This window comes from Pseudomonas sp. CDFA 610, from assembly GCF_021147865.1.
Taxonomy (GTDB): domain Bacteria; phylum Pseudomonadota; class Gammaproteobacteria; order Pseudomonadales; family Pseudomonadaceae; genus Aquipseudomonas; species Aquipseudomonas alliivorans.
Genome location: NZ_JAGTPM010000015.1, coordinates 71420 through 96204, shown reverse-complemented (window position 1 = coordinate 96204; position 24785 = coordinate 71420). Strand labels below are relative to the sequence as shown.

Sequence of the window (24785 nt, the reverse complement as noted above, 5' to 3'; positions counted from 1 at the left end):
TTAACAGATACCCCTTTATCTATAAATCAGATGGACTGCCTGAAGGAAAGTCGATGTCTCTCACCCTTCGCCAGATTCGCTATTTTGTCGCCACCGCAGAGATCGGCCAGATCTCCCAGGCGGCCATTCACCTGAATATTTCCCAGTCAGCCGTGACGACAGCGATCAAGGAACTGGAGCACATCCTGGGCAGCCTGCTGTTCCAGCGCTCGGCACAGGGCATGACGCTGACCGACGCCGGGCGGCATTTTCTCAACCGCGCCTATGTGATCCTTCGCAGCGTCGACGATGCCTTGAACAGCCCGTTGCCTGACGTGCGTGCCAGCGGACTGCTGCGTCTGGCCGCGAGTTACACCGTGATCGGCTACTTCCTGCCCCATCACCTGCAACGGCTGGAACACTGGCACCCGGACGTTTCGATTCAGGTCCATGAGCAAGAACGCCAGGCCATCGAACAAGGTTTGCTGGAAGGCTGTTTCGACATGGCAGTGGTGCTCACCGAAAACATCACCCATCCGGATATCGTTTCCGAAACGCTGTTCAATTCGGAGCGTCGTCTGTGGCTGCCCAGCCATCATCCGCTGTGCCAGCGTGATGTGGTGAGCCTTGCCGACGTTGCCAGAGAACCGTACATCCTGCTGACCGTCGATGAAGCCGAGCAGAGTGCGATGCGTTATTGGGAAATGGCCCGTCAGAAACCCAATGTACGGGTGCGCACCAGTTCGGTCGAGGCGGTGCGCAGCATGGTCGCCAACGGGAGCGGCGTGGCAATCCTGTCGGATCTGGTGCACAGGCCCTGGTCGCTCGAAGGCAAGCGCATCGAAACCATGACGGTGACCGACAAGGTCACCCCCATGAGCGTGGGGCTCGCCTGGCACCGCGAGCGGGCGTTCAGTCCGGCGATGCAGGCATTTCGTCAGTACTTTCATGACGCCTTTCTGGCCCCGCAACAACTGTCGGCACGCCGTTAACGCGCATTGACCGGCGCATGCTCGGCCATCAGCTCGGCGATCCAATCGATAAAGGCCCGGACCTTGGCGCTCACATGCCGGTTTGGCGGAAACGCCACGTACATCGGCATCGAATCCAGACGCCAGTCTTCGAACAACGGCACCAGATCCCCCCTGGCCAGGTGAGGAAGTGCCATGTAGTCGGGAAGCCAGATGATGCCCATTCCTGCCAGCCCGGCAGCCAGATAGGCGTTGCCGTCGTCCACTGCCAACACGTAACGACCGTGGACATGAACACTTTCCTCGCCACGGTGCATGGCATAAGGCAGTGCCTTGCCGGTACGCGCCCACAGATAGCCGACAATACGGTGATGCGAGTTCTCGAGGTCCTTTGGATGGGTCGGCAGCCCCTTACGCTCCAGATAACCTGGCGTTGCGTAGACACCCAACCGCAGATCGCCGACGCGTCGCGCGATCAGCGATTGATCGGTGATCTCACCGCCGCGCAGCACGCAGTCCACGTTCTCTCGAACCAGATCGACGACGCGGTCACTGGCGCCCAGGTCGATCTGGATGTCGGGATAACGTGCGTGAAAGGCAGGCAAGGCAGGCATCAGTAGAAGGCTGGCAAAAGGGCTGGGCACATCGACCCGTAATCGGCCCCGCGGCAATGCGGCGGCGCTGGACAGACTGGTCTCTGCATCATCCATGTCCGCCAGCAACTGGATTACGCGCTCGTAATACGCAGCACCATCGGCCGTGACGTTGACCTTGCGCGTGGTGCGGTTGAGCAGCTTGACGCGCAGACGTGCCTCAAGCTGCTGCACCAGTTGCGTCACGCTGGTCCTGCTCATGTGCAACGTACCTGCAGCCTTGGTGAAGCTGCCGGTCTCCACCACTCGCGCAAACGCCTGCATCGCATCGAACCGATCCATTATCGCCCCGTGTTGGTGTCTTATTGTTTGGGATTCCCAAACAGTGATGACTACAGTTGCGCGTTTATCCGGCCGTTGCAAGCACCTAAAGTCGATCCATCTTGAACAGCAGGTCATCTCGGCTTGTGAATGGAGAAAGCTCATGACACAACGCGACGTGGTATTCCCGGCAGGCCGTCAGGCCCTTTATGAACGCAATCGCTATTCGCCAGCGGTGCGCGCCAACGGCCTTCTGTTTGTTTCAGGTCAGGTCGGCAGCCGCGAGGACGGGTCGCCGGAACCCGATCCGGACAAGCAGGTGCAACTCGCTTTTCGTAACCTGAACGCCGTACTGGAGGCGGCTGGCTGCACGTTCGCTGATGTCCAGGACGTCACCTTGTTCATCGTCGACCCAGCCCATAAGTTCGAGCACATCTGGAACACCGTCGTGCCGCAGTACTGGGGGCAGGCGCCCTACCCGACGGTCACTGCCGTCGGCGTCACCTGGCTTTATGGCTTCGAGTTCGAAATCAAGGTGGTTGCAAAACTGCCTGAAGGCGGGGGAACTGATTGAGCAAGCAGCGGCCAGACTAGCGCTGGCCGCCTTTTCGATAACTGCGCATAGGCACGACACGGTCATGGTCGTCGGGGATCGTCGGCTCTTCGAACTGGCTGAAGAACTGACCGGATATCACATCATCGAGAAACTGCTTCTGTTCGTCAGCAACACGTTGCCTGACCGAATGAGAGCTGGCTTCACAGTCAGCCAGCCATAGGGCTCGACGCCGAATCGCTACGGTAATGAACGCCCTTCTCTCTTCATCCGACATTTTCATCAGGTGATCACACGTATTTTCAAGCATCCGGACCGCCAGATCCTGCTCGAGTTGACCCTCATCCGTGAACATCAAATGCCAGATAAAATCGAAAGAAAGTTCGGCAAGGGTACGCATGGATGCAATCCGTGTTGTCTGAGCCTGCGAGATTCGCGCTTCGCCAGCGTTTGGTCAAGCTATATAAAGGTATGATAAGCGCCATGAAAACCGTGGCCTGCGGGCCCCGGAGCGGTTTTTTTGAGGGGCTCTGCGGGTCACGGAAACGCTAACCTTCAAAGTCGGGATTCTCGATCAGCAACGCCATGCCCTGCCCACCACCGACACAGGCGGCAGCGATGCCGTAGCGCAGGTTTTCTTCGCGCAACTGGCGAGCCAGGGTCATGACCAGACGTAAGCCGGTTGCGGACAGGGGATGCCCGAGGCCAAGCGACCCGCCGTGGACATTCAAACGGTCCGTATCGAGTTCCAGCGTCTGGACAACGGCGAGCACCTGAGCGGCCTGCGCTTCGTTGATTTCCAGACGCCCGATGTCGCTGAGCTTCAAGCCGCTGCGCTGCAGCAGCAACCGAATGGCCGGTGCCGGGCCGATGCCCATGAATTCGGGAGGCACACCCACCACGGCGCTGGCCAGCAGATGCGCGAGCACCGGGCCATCCGCTTGCGAGATCTTGCCAACCAGTGCCGCTGCCGCCCCGTCTACCACCGCGCAACTGTTGCCTGCGGTCTGCACACCGCCGACATGGATGGAGCGCAGCCGCGACAAAGCCGCCAAGTGGGTAGCGCGGGGATGGCTGTCTTGCGACACACTGTCCACGCCGCGAGGCAAGGCGATGGCTCTGGACTGATAACCGTCCAGCGCGAACGGCTCAGGCGTGACGGCCACGATTTCTGCGCTCGACCTGCCGCTGACCTGAGCCTGAAGCGCTCGCTCATGGCTCAAATGCGCGTAGCCATCCACTTGCTCACGCGTAATGCCGTGGCGCCGTGCGAGGTTGTCGGCGGTGGCGATCATGTTCATGTCGGGTGCCGGGTCGTATAGCGCTTCCCAGAGAAAATCCTTGAACTGCACACCTGCTCCCAGGCGAAAACCGCCGCGATGGGTATAGGCGGCAATCGGGTTGCGCGACATCGATTCGGCCGCAACACACAGCGCCAGTTGTCCACCCGAGCCCAGATGCAGCGCCGCCTGGCGCAACAGTTCGAAACCGGTCGCACAGATGCGCTGCACGCCCAGTGCAGGAACGCTCTGCGCCACGCCACTGTACAAGCCGATATGCCTGGGCAGCAGGTAGGCGTCAAAACTGGCCTGTGCCATTGATCCGGCCAGCACGGTATCGACCCGCCCCGCCTGGATACCGGCCCGAGCCAGGACTTCGCGGCCGACCTTGATTCCCAGATCGATCGGCGAAACCTGCGCCAGCGCACCGCTCAGATCGACCCAGGGCGTGCGCACCGCCCCGATGATCGCCACGTCGCTGAAGACCGAATACTGCCCGCTCATTTCAAGGGGCCGGCACGCAACACGTCAGGTTCCTCGCCGCGATACAGCGCGTCGACTATTGACGCACGCCACTGCAACACTGCGCGCTGATTGATCGAGCCCTTGTCGGTGATTTCTCCACGGTCAATCGACGCAGGCTCGACCAGCAGGCTGATCCACTCAAGACGACTGGCGTTACCGGTGGCATCGCGGTTCAAGCGGGCCAGCCAGTCTGAGAACCACTGGCGAACCGGTGCGCTGGCGAGGACCTCGCGGTCACTGGCATCGGCACTCAGTCCCGAAAGCTGGCGACAGTCGTAAAGCCTCGGGAAAACCAGAGCACCAAGGCATTCGCGGTCCGGTGCGGCGATGACCACATCCTGCACATAGGGCGAACCATCGAGTACCGCGCGGTTGCGCATCGGGCCGACGCTGACGAAAACCCCGGAAGACAGTTTGAAATCCTCCGCCAGCCGTCCGTCGAACATCAATCCCAGCTCGGGCGCTTCGGGGTCGGCGAGCTTGATCGCGTCACCGGAGCAGTAAAACCCGTCTTCGTCGAACACCTCGGCGGTCTGCTGCGGCGAGCGCCAGTAGCCCGGCATGATGTGCGGTCCACGAAAGCGGCCTTCCAGCTTGCCATCCACCGGCACCAGCCGAACTTCACAGCCCGGTGCTGGCAGGCCGATGTAACCGGCCATGGACAGCGGTCCTGTGGTAAAGGTGCAGGACGGCGCAGCTTCGGTCATACCCAGCCCGGCCATCATTCGGATCCGCTCGCCGCAATGCTGCTCGGCGACACGATCCAGGCGGTCCCAGATGCTTTGCGACAGCCCGGCGGCGGCGAAGAAGAACAGTTTCATGCGCGAAAAGAAGCGGTCGCGAAGTTCGGCGTCCTGCTCCAGCGCATGGACCAGTTCCTCCCAGCCCTTGGGCACGGTCAGATAAGCAGTCGGCGAGATTTCCTTGAGATTGCGCAGGGTTTCGGCGAAGCCTTGAACCGTGGGTTTGCCGTTGTCCAGATAGAACGTACCGCCGTTGTACAACACGATGCCGACGTTATGGCTGCCACCAAATGTATGATTCCACGGCAGCCAGTCCACCAGCACCGGAGGCTCTTCACCGAACACCGGAAAGGTCTGGAGCAGCATTTGCTGGTTGGCGCAGAGCATGCGTTGCGTCGTGACCACGGCCTTGGGCAACTTGGTCGAGCCGGAAGTAAATAGGAACTTGGCGATGCTGTCCGGCCCGGTAGTGTCGAATGCTGCCTCGGCTTCCGCGCCGCCGGGGCGTGCCAGCAGGCTGTCGAACCGGATCCGGGATCGTCCCTCAAGCTGGCCGCGCACCGTAATGACTGGCGTGTCGGCGGGAATCACCGCGTCGATGGCGCGTTGAAATGGCTCGGCATCGCTGACGAACACCAGCCCCGGCTGCAATACCTCGCAAACGTGGCGCAATTTGGCATGATCTTGGGACAGCACGGAATAGGCAGGCGATACCGGACAATAGGGAATGCCGGCGTACATCGCTCCCAAGGCAATCTGCAGGTGTTCGATGTCGTTTCCCGAGAGCAGCGCCAGCGGCTTTTCGGCCGATAACCCGTACTTGAGCAGACTTTGCGCAATGGCGCGCACGCTGTCCAGCATCTCGGCGTAGCTGACCGTGCGCCAGCCACCCAGGCTGTCGCGGGCGGCGAGGAAGGTCTGTTGCGGACGAACGTTGGCCCAGTGCACCAGCCGGTCAAGCAAACGCTTGGGCAACTCGGCCAGAGGTTGGAGCGACCGCATGTGCAGAATGCCCTGCTCCTCGCGTACTTCAACGGCAGGATGGCCAATGCTCACCTGACGGTAGCGTGGCGGATTGATTTCGATGTGCGACATTGAGGGTCTGGGTTTGGAACTCACGAGCGTCTCTCCGTCAAGGCACGCGTGCACCGAACGGCACACGGCGGTTCGTGGCAGGCGTTGCAGCGGCTGGCTGCGGCCTTGTTGTTGGTATGCCTGACTGGTCACCGCAGCGCCCCGTTCCGGGACAGCCGGGTGGACGTGAACAGCTTCAGATCGGGTAGTGCCGCAGCCCGTTCTGCAATGTCACCCAACGCAACTGAGTGAAGTGCTCGATCGACGCTTTGCCGCCAAAACTGCCATAACCACTGGACTTGACCCCACCAAACGGCATTTGCGCTTCGTCATGGACGGTAGGCCCGTTGATGTGGCAAATGCCCGATTCGACCCGTTGCGCCAGCGCCAGAGCGCGGGCAGTGTTGCGACTGAAAATCGCTGCCGACAGGCCGAACTCCGAGTCGTTGGCCAGGCGCAGCAGCTCCTCATCGCCGTCCCCACGAATCATCACCGCAACAGGCCCGAAGGATTCTTCGCGGTACAGACGCATACTGCCGTTGACATCGTCCAGCAAGGTGGGCTGCAGGATGCTGCCCTGGAGCTGTCCGCCCGCAATCAGCTTCGCGCCCTTGCTGACAGCATCGTCGATCAACGCCTTGATGCGCGTTCCAGCATCGACAGCGACCAGCGAGCCCAGCACCGACGTACTGTCGTCAGGAGAGCCGGCACGCAGCGTTCCGATCTTGGCCACCAGTTTCGAGACAAACGCATCGGCCACTTTCCTATCTACGATCAGGCGCTCGGTAGACATGCAGATCTGGCCCTGATTGAAGTAGGCACCGAATGCAGCGGCCTCTACAGCAGCGTCCAGATCGGCATCGTCCAGCACCAGAAACGGAGCCTTGCCACCCAACTCCAGCAAGGCCGGTTTCAGATGACGGGCCGAGAGTTCGCCAACGATGCGTCCCACGTGCGTAGAACCGGTGAAATTGACCCGGCGCACCGCCGGGTTGGCGATCAGCCGCTCAACGATGGCCGGCGCATCGGCAGGTGCATTACTGATCACATTGATCACGCCGTCGCCCAGTCCCGCTTCCTGCAACACCTGACCAATCAGGCGATGCACGGCCGGGCTCAGTTCGGAAGCCTTGAGCACCACGGTATTGCCGCAGGCGAGCGGCATGGCGATGGCGCGTGTGGCCAGAATCACCGGCGCATTCCACGGTGCAATACCCAGCACCACACCGCAGGGTTGACGCAGGGCCATGGCAAAACTGCCGGGCACATCGGAAGGAATGATCTCGCCATTGATCTGGGTCGTCATGGCCGCTGCTTCACGCAGCATGCTGGCCGCCAGATTCACGTTAAAGCCGTACCAGTCAGCCATCGCACCGGTCTCGGCAGCAGCAGCGATGAATTCGGCGTTGCGCGCCTGCAATTGCTCCGCCGCACGCATCAGACGGGCACGGCGCTCACCCGGAGCCATCGCTGACCAGGCGGGAAACGCGGCCTGAGCAGCGGCGACCGCAGCATCGGCGTCTTCAAGGGTGGCGGCAGCGACGCGCGAAACGACTTCACCGGTCACAGGATTGCAACGTTCAAACGTTCGTCCGTCGCGGGCGGGGCACGACTGGCCGCCAATCAGCAGGGGCACGTCCAGCATGATGATTCCTCTTTATTGTATTTGTCGGGAATGCAGTGCAGCGTTTGTTCACATTAGCCTCGACAGGTCATCCGGCATAGCGAGCCATGCAGGATGCGAGTCAACGCTTGTAGGCCTGTAGACCTGGCTTGATGCTTTTGTCGTCGAGGAACTGTTTCATGCCCTGCTCGCGACCGCCTTCCTTGTCCAGCAGACGCGACTGATCGAGTTTGGCGTACAGGTAGTCTTCGTTCTGCTCCCAGGTGAGTTCGCGGCAGCGCTTGAAGCCATGCTTGGCAGCGCGCAGCACAACCGGGTTTTTTTCAAGCAGATTGAGCGCCAGATCGATGGTCACCTGACGCAGTTGCGCCAACGGCACGCTTTCGTTGACCAGGCCCATTTCAGCAGCCTTGCGGCCATCGAAGGTCTTGCCGGTCATGATGTAATACAGCGACTGACGATGGCCCACGGTATCGGCCATGGCTTTGCTGACCAGATTGCCCGGCGGGATGCCCCAGTTGATCTCCGAGAGACCGAACGTGGCTTCGTCGGCGCAGATAGCCAGGTCACACGCCACCAGCGGACTGAAACCACCCCCGAAGCACCAGCCGTTGACCATGGCGATGGTCGGCTTGGCGTACATGCGCAGCAGTTTCCACTGCCACTGGGATGCTTCACGACGGATCTTTTCCTGAAGAATCTCCGGACCGGCGTCCACTTCACGGAAGTACTCCTTGAGGTCCATACCGGCCGTCCAGGCATCACCGGCACCGGTCAGAACCAGCACGCCGGCTTCAGGATCCTGCTCCAGCGTCTCCAGCACATCGATCATCTCCCTGTTCAGGGTCGGGCTCATGGCGTTGCGTTTTTCCGGGCGGTTGAGGATGACCCAGGCAATGCCCTGCTCGATTTCGACCTTGACGGTGGTCCAGCGGCCTTCGTACGTGCTCATCGTGGTGCTCTCTTGTTTTGATTGGAAGATGAATCAAACCTAAACCGGAAAATTAGTTATGTCAATTAACTGTTATTAACGTTAATTAACATTTACCGCACTCCGTTCAGATATGCTGGTCACACCTGTGAATGCCCATGGCCTTCGCTCGCTAACACCGGCACACTGCCGGAAACATTGCTCATCACCCAAAAGGACTGGATTTTCAATGGCCAAGCCATCCGACATCGCCACCCTCTGCCCCACCACGGCACAGGTTACCGAGGCGTCGTTGCCCATGGACTCCGCACTGGATGACCTGATCGGTTACGCCATGCGCCGGGCACAGCTCAAACTTTTCCAGAACCTCATCGCACGTTTGTCCAGTCACGATCTGCGACCCGCGCAGTTCTCCGCGCTGGCGATCATCGACAAGAACCCTGGCCTGATGCAGGCAGATCTCGCCAGGGCGCTGGCCATCGAGCCGCCGCAGGTCGTACCGCTTCTGAACAAGCTGGAAAGCCGTGCGCTGGCAGTCCGCCTGCGCTGTAAGCCGGACAAGCGGTCCTACGGGATCTTTCTCAGCAAGACAGGCGAAACCCTGCTCAAGGAACTGAAACAGATCGCCGCGGAAAGCGACCTGGATTCCACGTCGGCCTTGAACAGTCATGAGCGCGAGGAATTGCTGCGCCTGCTGAAAAAGGTCTATCAGGCCTGAGGCCAGGCACGCCAGCGACTGTCGCTGGCGGCACGTCTGACTGGAGCGCCCCTGCTCACAACGGCGCTTACAACTTGTGCAGGAAGTTGAGCACCACCTTGTTCCCTTCCGTACGGTTCTCGGCGCCTTGCTCGAAGTAACTGTTCACCGTCAGCACGTTTTCCTTGCTGAACGCGTAGAGAAACCCCGGCCCGATGGCCCAGACCTTCTCCTTGCGCCCACTCACGTCATGCCCATCCACCTGGGTATCGGTGAACTGCTTGAGCCAGTAGCCATTGAGTCCAACGGAAAATTGCTCGCTGACGGCGTACTGCAAGGTCAGGTTTGCGTGCAATGCCTGTCCGGCCTGAGTGTCGGAGGCGTTGCCGAAGCCTGCCTGCGGGTCGTCGTTCTTGCCGTTCCACAGGTACATGAAACGGCCGCTGGCCGACCATTTCGGTGAGAACCAGTAGGTCGCGGCGTAGTAAGGGTTGAACGACCAGAAATTGCTGCCGGGATTGATCGAGCGATTTCGGTCGTAAGAGCCAACCGGAATCGCAATGTCGGCCTCGACCCGTTGAGTCAGCAGCGGGCTGCCATCGGCATTTGAAATCGTCGGCAGTTGCAGAAACGGGCCGATGATCAAATCACCAAAACCGGCCCTGGAACTGAGGGCCGAGTTGCCCAGACCGTCATCGACATCGACATGCGCCAACGACGTGTTGATCGCCGTGATACCGGGCATCGAGCCATTGGCCAGAGGAGGTGCGAGGTAAATGAGCTGGGTGGTCAGCGCCAGCACTTCCACGTCCTGTCTGGGCAGTTGCAACTTATCGCCATTGACGTCATTGAAACGGTCGGCCTTGGCGAAGTTGGCGTACTCCTCAAGGTACCAGCCCGGCCCGGCCGGGGCGGGAGAACCATCGTAGAAACTGGTATTGCCCAGATTGAGGCCAGGCAAGTCATACGCGTGAGCGGTTGATGACAGGGTGACAAATGCTGCGGCCACGACGGTACGCAAGATAGACTTCTGCATCCTGGAATTCCTTCGGTTTTTTATTGTTGTTTTCAAAGCCCCCGACAGCACGGACATGCCGTCGGAGTCGCATCAACCACTCGTGCTACACGTAAGTGGCGGCCAATCCTCCATCCACCGGCAGGTTAACGCCGTTGATCCAGCGCGACGCGTCGGAACACAGAAATGCGATCACCTCGGCGACCTCATCGGCCTGGGCCGGACGTTTCATGCGTGCACCGTCCCTGGCAATGCGCGCTTCACCCAGCATGGTGACGAAATCTCCCAGAATCGGTGTGAACACAGGCCCCGGAGCCACGCAGTTGATGCGTATCGACTGATCGCGAAACCAGGCCTGCGACTGCTGGAACGTCCAGACGATCAGTGCTTCCTTGAAGTACTGATAGCACGTCTCCTGCGCCACCGGGTTGGCCGCCAGCCACGCCTGGCCCTCGGCATAGCTTTCGGTCGCCGCCAGCGCCTTGTGCAGTTCCAGGCGTTCCGGCCATTGCGCGCCGAGAACCGAGGCTACATTCACGATGCTGCCGCCCGGTGCAATGCGCGGCACCAAGCTCTGAGTCAGATGACGCAGCCCCAAGTAATTGACCTTCGCCACGATCCCGGACGGGGCGGTGCCCGGCACGCCTGCGATATTGCACAACGCGTCGACCTGCACGGGCAGTTTTTCGATCAGCGCATCGATACTGGCGGGATCGCCAAGATCCGCCTGAAAAAAACTATCCAGAGTCAATTGCGGTTCGTGGCGGTCAACACCGATTACTTTGGCACCCTGAAAGCGGGCCAGCCTCGCCACTTCGGCACCGATACCGGAAGACACGCCAGTCACGATCAGGGTTTTGTTGTTCAGGTTCATCATCGTGCACTCTTGTTGTTGTGGGTTGAGCCTATGTATCCCAGCCTGTGAACAGCACTCAGAATGGGTAGACCGGAGCCTGATTCTTCACCGTGACCCATTGCCATTGGCTGTACTCGTCCCCGTCGGATGGGCTGCCGACGCTGCTGCCGTTGCCTGATGAACCGCGCCCGCCAAAAGAGTTGATGCATTCGTCCGCCACTGTCTGGTCATTGATGTGCAGCAAGCCGCACTTGAGGCGGTCACCGATGGCCATCGCGCGGCCGACCGACGGCGAGATCACCGCCGCCGCCAGCCCGTACTCGCTGCGATTGGCCAACTCGATCGCCTCTTCATCCGTGGAGAATGACACGACAACCGCCACAGGCCCGAACACTTCTTCTTCAAACACCCGCATACCCGGTTTCACGTGACTGAGCACCGTCGGACGATAGAACAGGCCATCGTATTCGCCGCCGATTTCCAGTTGTGCGCCGGCCTCGATGCTCTCACTGACCAGCGCGTGTACACGCTGTAATTGGCGCGCATTGATAAGCGGCCCCAGTGCGGCCTCCCCGCGCGCGGCATTGCCGACGGTCAAGGCACGCGCCTTGTCGGCCAGCTTGCGGGTGAAGGCAGCGGAGATGGATTCGTGGACCAGAATCAGCCCGGTCGCCATGCAGATCTGGCCCTGATGCAGCCAGGCGCCGAACGCCGCATTAGAGGCCGCCAGGTCCAGGTCGGCATCTTCCAGAACGATCAGCGGGTTCTTGCCGCCGAGCTCCAGCGAGACCTTTTTGAGGTTGCGCCCCGCCGTCTCGCCCACCTTGCGGCCTGCTGCAGTGGAGCCGGTGAAGGTAATCATTTGCACGTTGGGGTCGCGGCACAGGGCCTCGCCTGCATCCGCAGCGCCGGGCAAAACGTGGAGCAGGCCTTTGGGCAGACCGGCCTGTTCGAACAGACGGGCAATGAGGAAACCGCCGCTGACCGGTGTCTGAGGGTCCGGTTTGAGCACCACCGCGTTCCCTGCCGCCAATGCAGGCGCGACCGTGCGCAGCGACAGGACCAGTGGAAAGTTGAACGGTGAAATCATCCCGATCACGCCATGCGGTACGCGTCGCGCGTACGACAACCGCCCCGCCGCGCTGGGCAGGATAATGCCGTGCCCATGAGCCTGAGACAACATCCCGGCCGCCTGGCGCAGCAACACGATGGCTTCACGTACCTCGTGTTCTCCCTTGGGCAGGCTGCCCCCGGTCTCGCGTGCCACATACAACGACAACTCATCGAACGAGCGGACAGCCTGGTCGGCGGCCAGCAAAAATATTTCCGCTTTCTCGCGAGGCCCCATCGCGGCCCAGGCTGGCTGGGCCAGTGCGGCTTCACGACAGGCGACCGCGATATCGGCGGCATCCGCCATGGCGGTGTTCATCAGCAACTCTCCGGTGGCGGGCTCGATCACCGGACGCAAGGGCGCCGATGACGGTACCCAGTCACCGTTGAAAATACAGTTGGCTACGATTGCGGGTTGCAGCAGAGACACAGGCTCAGACACTGACATGGTGAAACTCCGGCTTTTATGTTTGTAATCGCAGCGCCCCTGATAAGGTCGCTTGCGCCGTGCTCAGTCCTCAGCAAGCGCTGTGCCGGTTTTGCCATCAAATGGTCATATTTTTGCACGACCGCTCTGGATCCAACGCTTGCGCCCTGCTTTGATATGTCGAACGTCACATCTGAACGAATACACGTGTGATCGGGCTTGTTCATTTGATTAAGTTATGTTTTATAACTATTTAAGCACTTCATCATTTCGATCACTGTCGGCCTGGGGCATAACAATGACCAACCCACTTCGCGATCTTTCCGACCATGATTTCGCCAGCGAGCGTTTTACACCTCAAGGTGACAGCGCCGGATCGAACCCCGGTCAGTCTCCCACCTCGGAGGAGCTGACGGGGTGCCTGTTCTTTTCCCCTGACGACGGCCGCATCTGGCTTAACGACCAGCGCATGCTCCTGCTGCACAGCTCGTCATTCGGCGCCTTGCGCCGGGAAATCGTCGAACGTCAGGGCCTGGAACAGGCGCGCGGCATGTTTACCCGCGCCGGTTATCTGTCTGGTGCACGGGATGCCAGACTGATCCGGGAGCGCTGGCCCCATGCCGATGCCACTGCAGTGTTCCGCGCCGGCACACATCTGCATACCCTTGAAGGCATGGCCAAGGTAGAAACGCTGCATTTCAAGTTCGATGCGAAGTCGGGGTTTTACGAAGGGGAATTCCTCTGGCACCACTCCTGTGAAGCCGATGAGCACCTTGCGTCCCACGGCATTGGTCAGGATCCGGTGTGCTGGACCGAAATAGGTTACGCCATCGGTTTCGTCAGCGGGTTATTCGGGCAGATGGTGATCTTTCGCGAAGTGGAATGCCGCGGCATGGGCCACAACTGCTGTCGAGTGATCGGCAAGACCGCCGAACAATGGGGCGATGTAGAACGCGATCTCAGCTACCTGAGCGTGGTTTCCTCTGCCGTGCCACATCATCCACCCGCACCCTCTGCGGCGACGTTGAACGAGGTACCTTCCGCTGGCACAGACCATCCACTGATTGGGGCGAGCGCTGCGTTCAATGCGGCCAGCCAGGCACTGCAACGCGTTGCCATGACCCCCGCTACCGTGTTGTTCAGCGGGGAATCGGGGGTGGGCAAGGAAATGTTCGCTCGCCAGTTGCATCAGCTCAGTCGCCATCGCGACGGGCCTTTCGTGGCGCTCAACTGTGCGGCGATCCCGGACAACCTGATCGAATCCGAGCTGTTCGGTGTCGAGCGCGGTGCCTACACCGGAGCCACTCACTCGCGCCCCGGTCGCTTCGAGCGCGCCAATGGCGGCACCCTGTTTCTCGATGAGATCACCTGCCTCAGCCTTGCGGGACAGAGCAAACTGTTACGGGCCCTTCAGGAGCGGGAAATCGAACGAGTTGGCGGGGCGAACGGCATCAAGGTCAATGTGCGGGTGGTCGCGGCGACCAATATCGATTTGCGCCAGGCCGTAGCGCATGGCGACTTCCGCGAAGACCTGTTCTATCGTCTGAACGTCTACCCGATCGCCCTGCCCCCGCTACGTGACCGCCGGGATGATGTGCCGCTGCTGATCAACGCGTTTCTCGGGCGCTTCTGCCATGAATACGGCCGCACGCCGGCCGGGCTGACCATGCGAGCCTTGAAAACGCTGCTGCGCTACGACTTTCCCGGCAACGTGCGAGAACTGCAGAACCTGATCGAACGCGGCCTGATCGCCAGCGAAGAGGGCCAGCCCATCGACCTGATCCACATCTTTCGTAATGAGCCGATGCCGGTCGAATCGTACTCGCTGAATCATGAGGGAGGATTGTCGCTCGGCTCGAAGCCCGATGCAGAACCTGCGTCCACACTTCTCGACAAACTCGGCCAGCCTGAGGGTTTCTCCATCGACGACCTCGAGCATCGCCTGATCAGCGAAGCGATGGCCAAGAGTCAGGGCAACCTGGCCGCAGCATCACGGCTATTGGGCCTCAGCCGTGCGCAGTTTGCCTACAGAATGAAAAAACATCAGAACGGTTGAGGGAGGACGCGAAGCGCCACGGGATGCGTGCCCACGCGCAGCGATGGGCACGATCAGAGTGACGGGAGCGCTTGCGCTCCCAGTGCTCAGATCATCGGCAAGGTACTCACCACTCTCAGTGCCAGCCCCTCATAGGCGTCCAGCGTGATGGTGAATTCACCCTGCTCGGTCAGGTCGCCTTCCACGCGCTCATTGATGATATCCACCACAGGCCCGGGTGCAATGTCGGGCAGGTGCAGCGTTTCGACGATGGTCTCGGCGCTGAAGTTGAGTGCAGTGATCTGCGTACCCTTGCCTGCTGGCAACTCATGCACCATCACCAGCAACCCCGGATGCTGTACATCAGGAATCAGTATCTGGCGGCTGGCAGCGATGTCGTAGGCACGACGAACCGCCAGAATCTTCTTGAGCTGCGAAGCGAACGAGTCAGGGCGCTTGAGCTGACTGACCAGGCTGCCGTACAACGACTGCGCGCGCGGCATGCCACCTTCTGACAACTCCGCTTCCGGGTCGAGATCGGCGAGGTCGTATGCGCCACGGTGGATCCAGCGGGTGTCGCCATCCTGCATCAGGTGTTGAACCTGCTCGGCCGGCAAGGTCAGAGCACCGACCAGATCCCAGCCAGACAGCGCGAATACGCCAGGCTGCATCGCGTTGTACATGACCAGCAGCAAGTGAATGTGCTGGATCTGCTGAATGTCCGCCTCGGTAATCGCGCTCAGGTCGCGAATGCCCAGTGCGGCGGTGATAATGCTCGCTGTGGTGCATGACACGCCATTGGTGACGAACTTCAGGTTGTAGGGCGCGTGCTCGCCGGTCAGCCGCTCGTACATCTCTTCGCGGATATGCTCGCGCAGAATGTTGCCGGGAAAGGTCTGGCCCTGATAGAGATAGGTGTCGTGAGCGTGCAACGTCCAGAAGTGAACCAGCTCCAGTGTCAGTTCATCATGGTTCTGCAGCGCGTGGATCAACGACGCCGGATCGATGCCGAACGCATGGACCTGACGCAGCATCAGTCGCAGAAACTCGGTCGTGCCGGTCAACAGCGCGTGCTGATAGGCCGGACGGGTGATGAAGTCGTAGGAAAGGTCTGCACCGCCATTGCCCATGGACGCAATGTCGTCCAGCGTCAGGTTGAGTTCCTGGAAGCTGAAACCACCGGCCTTGCGGATCGCACCCGCCAATAACTGGTTGCCGGTGATCGACAAGGGATGACCTTCCGACCAGGCTGCGCCTTCGGCTCGACGCTCAACGCCAAGGAAGCCGTTGGCATCCAGTCGCAGCACGCGTGCGCCAGACACGTCGATGGCGTGCAATGCATCGCCAATGATCATCTGCTGCGCGGCGAAACTGGGGTCCAGCCAGTTCAGGGAAGGCTGGCCTTCCTTGAAGTAATGCAGGTACACCCAGCGCCGGGCCTTGCCATCGACGCCTTGCACCACATCAGTGGCACTCCAGTCGGTTTCCTTGACGCCCGGCTCGAAGAAAATCACCCGTTGCAGCTGACCCACGATGTAATGCTTGTCCCGCAACTGGTCGACTACGTCAGGCGTCAGGTTGACCGCATCGCGGCCTGCCGGGACGTCCGGCAACAACTGCCAGTCCTCTTCGCGGATCTCGACCATGTGATAAAGACCGGGATAGTCCTCATAGGCCAGCTCGGCCAGCCTGAAGTCGGCTCCCTTGCCTGTGTGCGACGGAATCACGTCATCGATGATGACCGCATTGTGCGCGGCCGCGATGCGCGTAAGGCTCAACAGCTGGGCGTCAGTCCCCAGTTCAGGATCGATGGTGAAGCTGATGCGGTCGAAATTGCCGTCGATGCTGGGCGTGCGGGTACGCCCCTGCAAACCACCTGACAATTTGAGCGGGCCGTTGTGGATGCCCTGAATGCCGATTTCCGACAACGCGTGCCACAGCGTCTCATCGCCCAGCGCCTCAAGTACCGAGCAGCCTTCGCGGGTGACGATCGAAGCGGGATACGCGGTGAACCAGACCGAAGAAATGGCGGATGCGTCCCGTGGACGGGCCTGTGCGAAAGGCCGCTGCCAGAGTCTTCCCTGCCCCGAGTAGGTCTTGGCGCGCTGCCTGGCAGCGTTCAGCATCGATTGCTCGACCAGCCAGTCCACATACTGCTTGTCCGGTATCGTCATAGCGTCCAGTCTTCCTCTCGAATCGGCGGCGTTGGACGCTTGCGAACAAGCGTCCCGAATGTATTACCTATGGGTATGAGCCCTTTAGGGACAATTCGTTGCATCAGGCTGTAGCTTTCACGAGACAAGGGCTGCACTGCTTGAAACACAGAGTCACTTGCCGACGGGCTGTAATTTCCACAGCCCAGTGCATGCTCAATACCGCTGAACCGCCAGCACACGCGGCTTCTTCAACGCCTGGATAACCGCATTGGCGGCATTGGAAAGCAGCGAAGTCGGACGAGCCACGACACTGATGTGACGCAAGATCGCTCCGGGCAACGGCACCTGCTCCACTTCTCGCGGATGCCCATTGACCAGGGCGCTGGGCAGGATCGAGATGCAGTGCTGACGGGCGATAAGGTCCAGCAGGGTTTCCAGACAACTGAGTTCACCGCGATGACTGAGCCGGACCTGCGCGGATGCCAGTTGCTGATGCAATCGGTCCACACCGGGATGCCGCCAGGCGACATAGCGTGAGGTCTGAGACAGTTCGGTGAACGTGCGGGTCTGCGAGAGCTTGCCCTTGGCGGTCACCAAAACGTAGTGATCGGACCAGTGGTGATGCTCGATGTAGTGTTCGCTCAGAACGGTACTGGGCAGAATCAGGATATCGGCTGCTTCCTTCATCAACGGCTCCAGCGACGGATTCTGTTCGCTGCCGTGCAGCACATTGAGGTGAATGTCAGGGTAATGCCGGGCGAGAAAATCCAGCGAAGTGCCAAGGCTGGCCTCTTGAATGTGCGTGTAATAGTGGATCGTTACACTGCCGCTCACCCCATTTTTTTTAGTTGTTCAAGCGTTGCCATGATGCTGCCCAGGGTCTGTGAAATCACCCTTCCATCAGGCGTCAGTGTGCAGCCCGAGCGACTGCGGATGAACAGGCGTTTCTCGAAGAAATCTTCGACTTCCTTGATGGCGTAACTGATGTTCGACTGGCTGCACCCCAGAATGGCCGCAGCTTCCGAGAACGAACCGTGCTGGGCAACGGTTTGAACGATTTTGAAGAAATGGGTTTTCATCTGTCCTGCACTCTGGATAAAGCGATGGTAGACGCGACCTGGCGCTGACGGAAAAGTCGGAAAAACAGCAACCCCCGATGACATGCCCCTGTGCACGCTTATCGGCAGCGCAAAGAGATCGGTCAGTCGGGGGTGCATGCAACCGCTGGATTTTCTGGAAAGGGTCCTGCTCGGACGCGTCAGCGCGCGCGGCCAGACAGCAGGACCCCAGACAAGGCAGAAAGTCTGTCAGTCACCCGTTATATCGAGTCCGATGTATCCGGAAAGCGGTACAGATCGCGATGGGCGATGGACCTGGTTCAGTCGTTCTCGGTCCAGTCGAAGTCCAGTTGCAGCGCAGTGCGCTCGGCCAGTTCGCGGCTGTGCAGACGTTCAACCAGATGCAGACTCATGTCAATGCCGGCGGAAATGCCCGCCGACGTCACGAACGAACCTTCATCGACCCAGCGCAGGGTGCTGAGGACATCCACCGAAGGGAACATTTCCTTGAGATCTGCGATGTCTTCCCAGTGCGTGGTGACTTGCTTGCCCGCCAGCTTGCCGGTCTTGGCGACCATGAATGCGCCGGTGCACACGGCAGCGACCACACGGCCCGGTTCCGACTGATCGCTGATCCAGCGAATGACGTCCGGCTTTTCCAGCTCGGCGTTGACCACGCCACCCGGCACGATCAGGCAGTCCATGGCCGGGTGATCATTGATCGAGAAATCCGGGTCGACCTTCAGACCAGCACGGGCACGCACAGGGGCAGTGCTGCGGCCGATGGTGAAGACAGTGAACAGCGGCTTGTCATCACGACTGTTGCGCGCATGCATTCGAGTAGCGGTGGTGAACACTTCGTAGGGGCCCGCGAAGTCGAGAACTTCGACGTCGTCGTACACGTAGATACCGATATTGAGGGACACGAAATGGCTCCTGGGCCCGGTTGCCGGACCACTTGCAGGGTTAAAGATTCACCTGAGTGACAGGCTTCAGATTACCCAGTAGCATCAGCACGAACCACTGTCCGAAATGCCAATATCCGGTAACATCGCGCCATGAAAAATCATCTCGTTGTCGCCTTGATCTATAACCAGCTCTGTACCTTCGAATTCGGCTGCACTGTCGAAGTGTTCGCCCTCAAACGGCCCGAACTGGGCGTGAGCTGGTATGAGTTCGCGACATTCCCGGTAGATGACGGGCCGATCACGGCTGCCGGAGGCATTACCATCGTGCCGACCCCTGGCGACGTGCTGCTGGAAAACGCCGATACCATCATCGTGCCCGGCTGGCGCGGAGTCGAATCAAAGGTGCCGCAGCGCCTGATCGAGCAGCTTCAGGCTGCCCACGCGCGTGGCGCGCGCATCTGCTCGATCTGTACCGGCGCGTTCGTGCTGGCGGCTGCGGGATTACTCGACGGCCACAAGGTCACGACTCACTGGCGTTACACCGATTTGCTGGCCACCATGTATCCGGAACTGACCATTCAGCCCAACGAGTTGTATGTCGATCAGGGCAACATCGTTACCGCCGCAGGATCTGCGGCAGGACTGGACATGATGCTGCATCTGGTGCGCAACGATCACGGCTCGCGAGTGGCCAATATGGTGGCGCAGCGCATGGTGATCCCGCCCCACCGCGAAGGCGGTCAGTCCCAGTACGCTTCGCGGCAACTGGTGTCGGCCAGTGACGGGCCGATTTCCAACCTGATGGACTGGATCCGCAGTGACCTGAACCGGCCGCATACCATCAAGGAAATGGCTTCCCGCGCTGCAGTGAGTACCCGCACCCTGCACCGCAGTTTCATGGAAAGCACCGGGCTCACGCCTTACGACTGGTTGCTGGGTGAGCGCGTGGCTTATGCCAAAGAGTTGCTGGAGTCTTCGAAGTTGCGGCTGAACGAGGTGGTGGACAGAACCGGCTTCGGCTCCGAGGAATCGTTCCGAAGGCACTTCCGTAATCTGGTGGGCGTCAGCCCGAGCAGCTACCGCAAACAGTTTGCGCGGGTTTGACGGGCACTGATCGTACCGACGCCCGGCATCGGTATGATCAGCATCCCTTCATGAATACACCGCTTCAACCAACGCATCCGCAAACTCGCCCCAGGCACCCGCCACGGCAGTATTGGTCAGTACAACCAGGCTGATGTCAGAAACCGGATCGACCCAGTAATGACTGCCGTACACACCACACCATGACCAGGTGCCAGCACCCTGTCGCTGCCCGGCAGCTTCCGGATCAGCGAGGATCACCGGCCCCAGCCCGAACGTCCAGCCAGCGCCCCTGCCCTTGAGGGTCAGCTTTCCGATGGCGTTGCCCAGCAACGCCTCCGTACTGGCCGGAGTCAACAATGGCGTCCCGCCCAGACGCAGGCATTCCAGCAGTTTCAGGTAATCGTCCGCCGTACCCAGCATGCCTGCGCCGCCCGATTCATAGGCCTGCGCGTCGTAGACCCGGCCCGAGGACACTTTGGCCAGTCCACGTTCAAGCACCAGCACATCGTCATGACCGATACGCTCGGGAACGTCAGCACCGTCTTTATAAGCAGGCGCCAGCCGACCCTGATCCTGCCTGAACGAGGTCGACGCCATGCCCAGAGGCTGGGTGACCTGCTGGCCGATAACCTGCGACAACGCACGGCCAGTGCTTTGCTCGATCACCGCACCCAAAACGTCGCTCGCCAGCGAATATCCCCAAGCGGTGCCGGGTTCGAACAGCAAAGGCAGCTTCGCCAGACGACTCAGGTTTTCCTGCAGATCAAACGCCACACGGTTCAGCCCGTCTGACACGCCGGCCATCTCGTAGGCGTTGCCGCGCGGCTGTTCGAACCCATAACCGAGCCCGGAAGTGTGCGACAGCAGATGGCGGAGGGTGATGAACGGTTCCCGGCCATCGCGCAGACAGGGTCGAAACGCTGGCAGCCAGTCCGTTACCGGTGCATCCAGACTCACGATGCCTTGCTCGCAAAGCCGCAGCACCGTCACCGATGTCAGCAGTTTTGTCAGCGATGCCAGGCGAAAACGTGTATCGCGAATGACACTCACGCGCCGCTCCCGATCAGCCCAGCCACGCGCGCTGACGTAACGCAGCACGCCACTCTGCGCCACCAGCAGTACACCGCCAACGATCCGCCCCGAATCCACCCAGCCTCGCCACACCTGGCCAAGACGCTGAACCGTCGGTTCATCCACCTGCACCATGAATCACTGCCCCCTGACCGCTTGCCTGAATATCCCGGCGTAGGCCTCGGCCGAATGGCGAATCGGGTTGGTGTGCGAGCATCCGTCCACAAACGCCATCCGCCCCACCAACTCGGCGTCCTGATCATGAATGCCGATATCAGCCAGCGTATGGGGAATGCCGATCTGCTCGCGCAGGTTCAATACCCAGTCCATCACGCCGCTGAAACCGGGTCTGGGCAAACGCAGGTAAACCGCCAGATCGTCCATTTGCTGCAACAACGCAGGCCTGTTGGCCTCCAGCACATACGGCAGCAGAATGGCGTTGAGCAAGCCATGATGCTGGTCATACAGCGCACCCAGGCTCTGCGCGATGGCATGAACACCACCCAACCCCCGCTGAAACGCCGCCGCGCCGAGGCTGGAGGCCACCAGCATCTGTTGTCGCGCCTCCAGATCCCGCCCGTCCGCGACGACGCGAGGCAGATACGCCTTGATCATCTGCATGCCCTTCACCGACACCGCTTCAGCCATCGGATGCCAGACCGGCGAACACCAGGACTCCATGCAGTGGGTCAACGCGTCGGCACCGGTCGCAGCGGTCAGGTGTCTGGGCAAGTCCAGCGTCAGGTTGGCGTCCAGAATCGCGATGCGCGGCATCATGCGGATGTGCAGGATGGTGCGTTTGACCTTGGCCTGTTCATCCGTGATCACCGATGCCCTGCCCACTTCCGAGCCGGTACCCGCCGTGGTCGGCAGCGCAATGACCGGAGCGATGCCGGACGGGTTGGCGCGCAGATGATTCTGATCGATGTCTTCGAAGTCCCACAACGGCCGGACTTGCCCTGACATCAGTGCAACCGCCTTGGCAGCGTCCAGTGCCGAGCCGCCGCCGAAAGCGATCACACCGTCGTGATCGCCCGATTTATAGGCTTGCAGCCCGTCAGCAACGTTGGTGCCGGTGGGATTGCCCTTGACCCGGTCGAACAGACCGCAATGCCCCAACCGCTGACGGCAATCCTCGACGGCGCTGTGGATCATGTCGGTGCTGCCCAGAAACTGATCAGTGATCAGCAGTGGACGTTTGATGCCTGTCACACGGCAGGCATCGGCCAGCTCGGCGGCGCGCCCGGCGCCTGCGCGAATGGATGTAGGGTAATGCCAATCATTGTTGTACATGGTGTCGTTCCTTGGAATCAATTGATCAGACCGGACGGCAGCAGGCCGATCAGCAGGCGAATGCCGAACGCGATCATGAAAAGCCCGGTCACGATGTCGATGGCCTTTTTCATGCGTTGATAACGGGCCTGCACCGCCGGGATCGAGAACAGCGTGGCCAGCAGCACGAACCAGGAGATGGCCAGAATGGCAATGATCGACACCCCGGCCGTGCGTACCCACATCGGCATCCCCGGCGTGGTCACGGTGGTGAATACGCTGGTATAGAACGCCAATGCCTTGGGGTTGGTCAGGTTGGTGAACAGGCCGAAACGGTAGGCACGGCTGAGGCTGCCAATGCCCAGCGCGCCGATGTCCCGGGGTTTGGGCTGGCTGCCTGCGCTGCGCAGGCTCTTGGTGCCCAGCCAGGTCAGGTATGCCCCGCCCAGCAGTTGCAAGGCCGGTTGCAGCCAGGGCAGTTGCTGAAATATCAGGCCCAGGCCAGTAGCGGCCAGCAACGCCCAAAGGATGCTGCCCGAGGCGACGCCCAGCCCGGCGCAGATGCCTTGTTGCCGGGACTGGCTGAACGATAACTGGGTGATGACCAGAAAGTTCGGGCCGGGGCTGATGATCAGAACAATGAAAGCACCGGCGAGCGCCGTCAGCAGAGTGATCTCGTACATGTAGCCATTTCCTTTTAGAGGGTTGAAAAAGAGGTGGTGGAATGGGAGTCGCAGCGACCGGCCGAGAGCGCATCAAGGCATGTCTCGGCAGCCTGCCGCGCCTCGATCAGCGCACGGCAGGTCGGGTCTGGCGTGGGCACGTAATGGTTGTAGAAGGTGCAGCCTTCGACGATCGGCCCCAGCGCCCAGAGGCGTGGATGAACGCTGCCGTCGGCACGCAAGACACGCCCGGAAAGGTCCGTCTCCACACCGTCGGCCGGGTACGCATGAGCCGGACGGACGAGGCCCTGACGCAGCAAGTCGTTCAGCAGCGGATCACGACTGGCGCAAAGACCGCGGTGCGCCACTCGGGCCCGGATCAGCGTGTCGAACGGCACCGACGAGCCGGAGGCATCCTCCATGGGCGGCAGGACGGTTACGACACCGGCCTGGATCAGCGCCAGCAGGTCTTCGTAACGCTCTTTCTGCGGGCCGCCGACCAGTCGATTCGACAGCCCGGCCCACTTTCCATAAAACGTCAGTGTCGACGCGTCGCTGAGGCCGCCGCGATCCGCCACACGCCGCAGCAGGTCGCGATAATCACGCCAGACTTCCAGCGCCTGACGAATCGGACTGTTCACGGTGCCCAGACGACTCAGCGCCAGCTCACGCTTGATCCAGCGTTCGAACCACTGCGCATAGGATTCATCAGCACCGGACCAGCGCTCGGTGACCAGCCACTGCTCGGGTTCGAACTCGCCCCACTGCTCGGCCAGCGCCTTGAACAACCTGTGATGCGAAGCCTGACCAATCGCATGACGAAGCGTCAGCTGCAGTGACGGCAATTCACGAGGCGCGTCGAGCCGGACTTTGGCCTGCCAGAATACGGCGCGCATTTCGTCCTTGATCAGCGGCAGCACATCACGCTCGAAATCAAGCTGTCCGGTCATACGCTGCCGGCGAAGATCGGCAATGGCTTCAGCGGTGAAAAACGTTCTCGGCAGCACAGCATGGGCAGAAGGATGCCACTGGGGCCGGGCGTGAAATGGCAGCCCGGAGCGCGAATACAGCCCTATCTTCGGCTCCAGCCCGGACGGCAGGTAGCGCCAGCCCGCTAGGCCCGGATCAGAAACGTAGCGCCCGCCGCGGCCCTGAGTGAGATGCGCGAGGGTGTCCATCGCCGTCAGGCCCAGTCCTTCGATCAACACCGACTCGCCGACGGCCGGTGGCGCATCTCCCGCTGAGGAATGCCCACAGGTCAGCAACACCGCATCTACTTCCAGCTCGCGAACCGGCGTCTGCAGGCGAAAACCTGCCCCCACACCCAGCTCACGACAACCGGTGACCACCTCGGCGTGATGGCGCACTTCGACATGCGCAGGGCACTGCTGCAGCAGAAAACGGTAGCTGTCCTGCAAATAATGCCCCAGTAGTTTGCGCGGCACAAAGTCGCCGAACGCCACCGGCCTGCTCTGCCCGTCCGTACTGACATGGCCGCGCTCATCGAGCCTGACAGCCTTGGCCTCGCACCATTGCAAAAAGCTCCAGCCCGCAGGTTCACCGACTGGAAAGGCCGATGAGAACGCCGACAACTGGCCCGCCATGGTATTGAGCATCAGGTAATCGGGCTGTTCGGCCAGGTGCAGGCCGCCGCCCGGTGCTTGAGGATCGAACACCTTGATGTGCAGCCGTTGCGCACTCGCCTTGCGACTTAAACCGATCAACTGTTCCAGAACGCCGAGGCCACGCGAGCCCATGCCGATGATCGCGATCGAACGCGGCTCAGGTCCAAACTGCCGGGCACGCCGTTTGGCCCGGTCAAGAGAACGTGTCTGCAT

Annotated in this window: 22 protein-coding genes; 5 read left to right on the top strand and 17 right to left on the bottom strand. The window is 60.7% G+C overall.

Annotated elements, in window-relative coordinates; genetic code table 11:
* Positions 1–53: 53 nt before the first annotated feature.
* Positions 54–971: a LysR family transcriptional regulator gene (locus KDX39_RS24950; protein WP_231662207.1), complete on the top strand. Its 918-nt coding sequence runs from the start codon at positions 54–56 to the stop codon at positions 969–971.
* Here the strand turns inward: KDX39_RS24950 and KDX39_RS24945 are convergent.
* Positions 968–1885, bottom strand: coding sequence for a LysR family transcriptional regulator (locus tag KDX39_RS24945; protein WP_231662206.1), 918 nt, complete (start codon positions 1883–1885; stop codon positions 968–970). The genes KDX39_RS24950 and KDX39_RS24945 overlap by 4 nt on opposite strands.
* Before the next feature lie 142 nt (positions 1886–2027).
* Here KDX39_RS24945 and KDX39_RS24940 point away from each other — a divergent pair, with 142 nt between their 5' ends.
* The gene (locus KDX39_RS24940; RefSeq protein ID WP_231662205.1) at positions 2028–2438 is read left to right on the top strand and encodes a RidA family protein; all 411 of its coding nucleotides are present in this window, start codon (positions 2028–2030) and stop codon (positions 2436–2438) included.
* Positions 2439–2454: 16 nt separating this feature from the next.
* On the opposite strand, the gene KDX39_RS24935 is transcribed toward KDX39_RS24940, so the two are convergent.
* The 5 genes from KDX39_RS24935 to KDX39_RS24915 form a co-directional block, all read right to left on the bottom strand.
* The gene (locus tag KDX39_RS24935; RefSeq protein WP_231662204.1) at positions 2455–2817 is read right to left on the bottom strand and encodes a hypothetical protein; all 363 of its coding nucleotides are present in this window, start codon (positions 2815–2817) and stop codon (positions 2455–2457) included.
* A gap of 148 nt (positions 2818–2965) precedes the next feature.
* Positions 2966–4201, bottom strand: coding sequence for a thiolase family protein (locus KDX39_RS24930; protein WP_231662203.1), 1236 nt, complete (start codon positions 4199–4201; stop codon positions 2966–2968).
* The gene (locus KDX39_RS24925; RefSeq protein WP_231662237.1) at positions 4198–6060 is read right to left on the bottom strand and encodes a feruloyl-CoA synthase; all 1863 of its coding nucleotides are present in this window, start codon (positions 6058–6060) and stop codon (positions 4198–4200) included. Before KDX39_RS24925 ends, KDX39_RS24930 begins: the two co-directional genes overlap by 4 nt.
* A 175-nt stretch (positions 6061–6235) precedes the next feature.
* Positions 6236–7684 (bottom strand): aldehyde dehydrogenase, encoded by a 1449-nt coding sequence (locus tag KDX39_RS24920; RefSeq protein ID WP_231662202.1) that lies wholly within the window; start codon positions 7682–7684, stop codon positions 6236–6238.
* 100 nt (positions 7685–7784) lie between these two features.
* Positions 7785–8615, bottom strand: a complete 831-nt coding sequence (locus KDX39_RS24915) for a p-hydroxycinnamoyl CoA hydratase/lyase (protein WP_004882372.1) — start codon at positions 8613–8615, stop codon at positions 7785–7787.
* Between the two features lie 208 nt (positions 8616–8823).
* Between KDX39_RS24915 and KDX39_RS24910 the strand changes: the two genes are divergently transcribed.
* The gene (locus KDX39_RS24910) at positions 8824–9312 is read left to right on the top strand and encodes a MarR family winged helix-turn-helix transcriptional regulator (protein WP_231662201.1); all 489 of its coding nucleotides are present in this window, start codon (positions 8824–8826) and stop codon (positions 9310–9312) included.
* Between the two features lie 67 nt (positions 9313–9379).
* On the opposite strand, the gene KDX39_RS24905 is transcribed toward KDX39_RS24910, so the two are convergent.
* The 3 genes from KDX39_RS24905 to KDX39_RS24895 all read right to left on the bottom strand — a co-directional run bounded on the left by KDX39_RS24905 (position 9380) and on the right by KDX39_RS24895 (position 12720).
* Positions 9380–10327, bottom strand: a complete 948-nt coding sequence (locus tag KDX39_RS24905; RefSeq protein ID WP_231662200.1) for a SphA family protein — start codon at positions 10325–10327, stop codon at positions 9380–9382.
* Positions 10328–10412: 85 nt separating this feature from the next.
* The gene (locus KDX39_RS24900) at positions 10413–11180 is read right to left on the bottom strand and encodes a coniferyl-alcohol dehydrogenase (protein WP_231662236.1); all 768 of its coding nucleotides are present in this window, start codon (positions 11178–11180) and stop codon (positions 10413–10415) included.
* 58 nt (positions 11181–11238) lie between these two features.
* Complete coding sequence (locus KDX39_RS24895) at positions 11239–12720, bottom strand: benzaldehyde dehydrogenase (protein WP_231662199.1); 1482 nt, start codon at positions 12718–12720, stop codon at positions 11239–11241.
* Positions 12721–12997: 277 nt separating this feature from the next.
* Here KDX39_RS24895 and KDX39_RS24890 point away from each other — a divergent pair, with 277 nt between their 5' ends.
* The gene (locus KDX39_RS24890; RefSeq protein ID WP_231662198.1) at positions 12998–14755 is read left to right on the top strand and encodes a sigma-54-dependent Fis family transcriptional regulator; all 1758 of its coding nucleotides are present in this window, start codon (positions 12998–13000) and stop codon (positions 14753–14755) included.
* An 86-nt stretch (positions 14756–14841) separates the two neighbouring features.
* Here KDX39_RS24890 and treS read toward each other — a convergent pair whose 3' ends face one another.
* The 4 genes from treS to KDX39_RS24870 all read right to left on the bottom strand — a co-directional run bounded on the left by treS (position 14842) and on the right by KDX39_RS24870 (position 18874).
* Entirely contained in the window at positions 14842–16908 is a 2067-nt protein-coding gene (treS, locus tag KDX39_RS24885; protein ID WP_231662197.1) for a maltose alpha-D-glucosyltransferase, read from the bottom strand.
* Between the two features lie 195 nt (positions 16909–17103).
* Positions 17104–17724, bottom strand: a complete 621-nt coding sequence (locus tag KDX39_RS24880; RefSeq protein WP_231662196.1) for a LysR family transcriptional regulator substrate-binding protein — start codon at positions 17722–17724, stop codon at positions 17104–17106.
* The gene (locus tag KDX39_RS24875; RefSeq protein WP_025993605.1) at positions 17721–17969 is read right to left on the bottom strand and encodes a helix-turn-helix domain-containing protein; all 249 of its coding nucleotides are present in this window, start codon (positions 17967–17969) and stop codon (positions 17721–17723) included. Before KDX39_RS24875 ends, KDX39_RS24880 begins: the two co-directional genes overlap by 4 nt.
* Before the next feature lie 299 nt (positions 17970–18268).
* Positions 18269–18874, bottom strand: a complete 606-nt coding sequence (locus KDX39_RS24870) for a DJ-1/PfpI family protein (RefSeq protein ID WP_099227602.1) — start codon at positions 18872–18874, stop codon at positions 18269–18271.
* A gap of 132 nt (positions 18875–19006) precedes the next feature.
* Between KDX39_RS24870 and ftrA the strand changes: the two genes are divergently transcribed.
* Positions 19007–19960: a transcriptional regulator FtrA gene (ftrA, locus tag KDX39_RS24865; protein WP_231662195.1), complete on the top strand. Its 954-nt coding sequence runs from the start codon at positions 19007–19009 to the stop codon at positions 19958–19960.
* A gap of 48 nt (positions 19961–20008) precedes the next feature.
* Here the strand turns inward: ftrA and KDX39_RS24860 are convergent, their stop codons facing one another.
* From KDX39_RS24860 to KDX39_RS24845, 4 genes are read right to left on the bottom strand one after another with little or no spacing between them, the layout of a single operon-like run.
* A complete protein-coding gene (locus KDX39_RS24860; protein ID WP_231662194.1) occupies positions 20009–21148 on the bottom strand; it encodes a serine hydrolase domain-containing protein in 1140 nt (379 codons plus the stop codon).
* 3 nt (positions 21149–21151) lie between these two features.
* Complete coding sequence (locus KDX39_RS24855) at positions 21152–22306, bottom strand: iron-containing alcohol dehydrogenase (protein WP_231662193.1); 1155 nt, start codon at positions 22304–22306, stop codon at positions 21152–21154.
* Between the two features lie 17 nt (positions 22307–22323).
* Positions 22324–22968: a LysE family transporter gene (locus KDX39_RS24850; protein WP_231662192.1), complete on the bottom strand. Its 645-nt coding sequence runs from the start codon at positions 22966–22968 to the stop codon at positions 22324–22326.
* A gap of 14 nt (positions 22969–22982) precedes the next feature.
* Positions 22983–24785 (bottom strand): FAD/NAD(P)-binding protein, encoded by a 1803-nt coding sequence (locus KDX39_RS24845; protein WP_442964581.1) that lies wholly within the window; start codon positions 24783–24785, stop codon positions 22983–22985.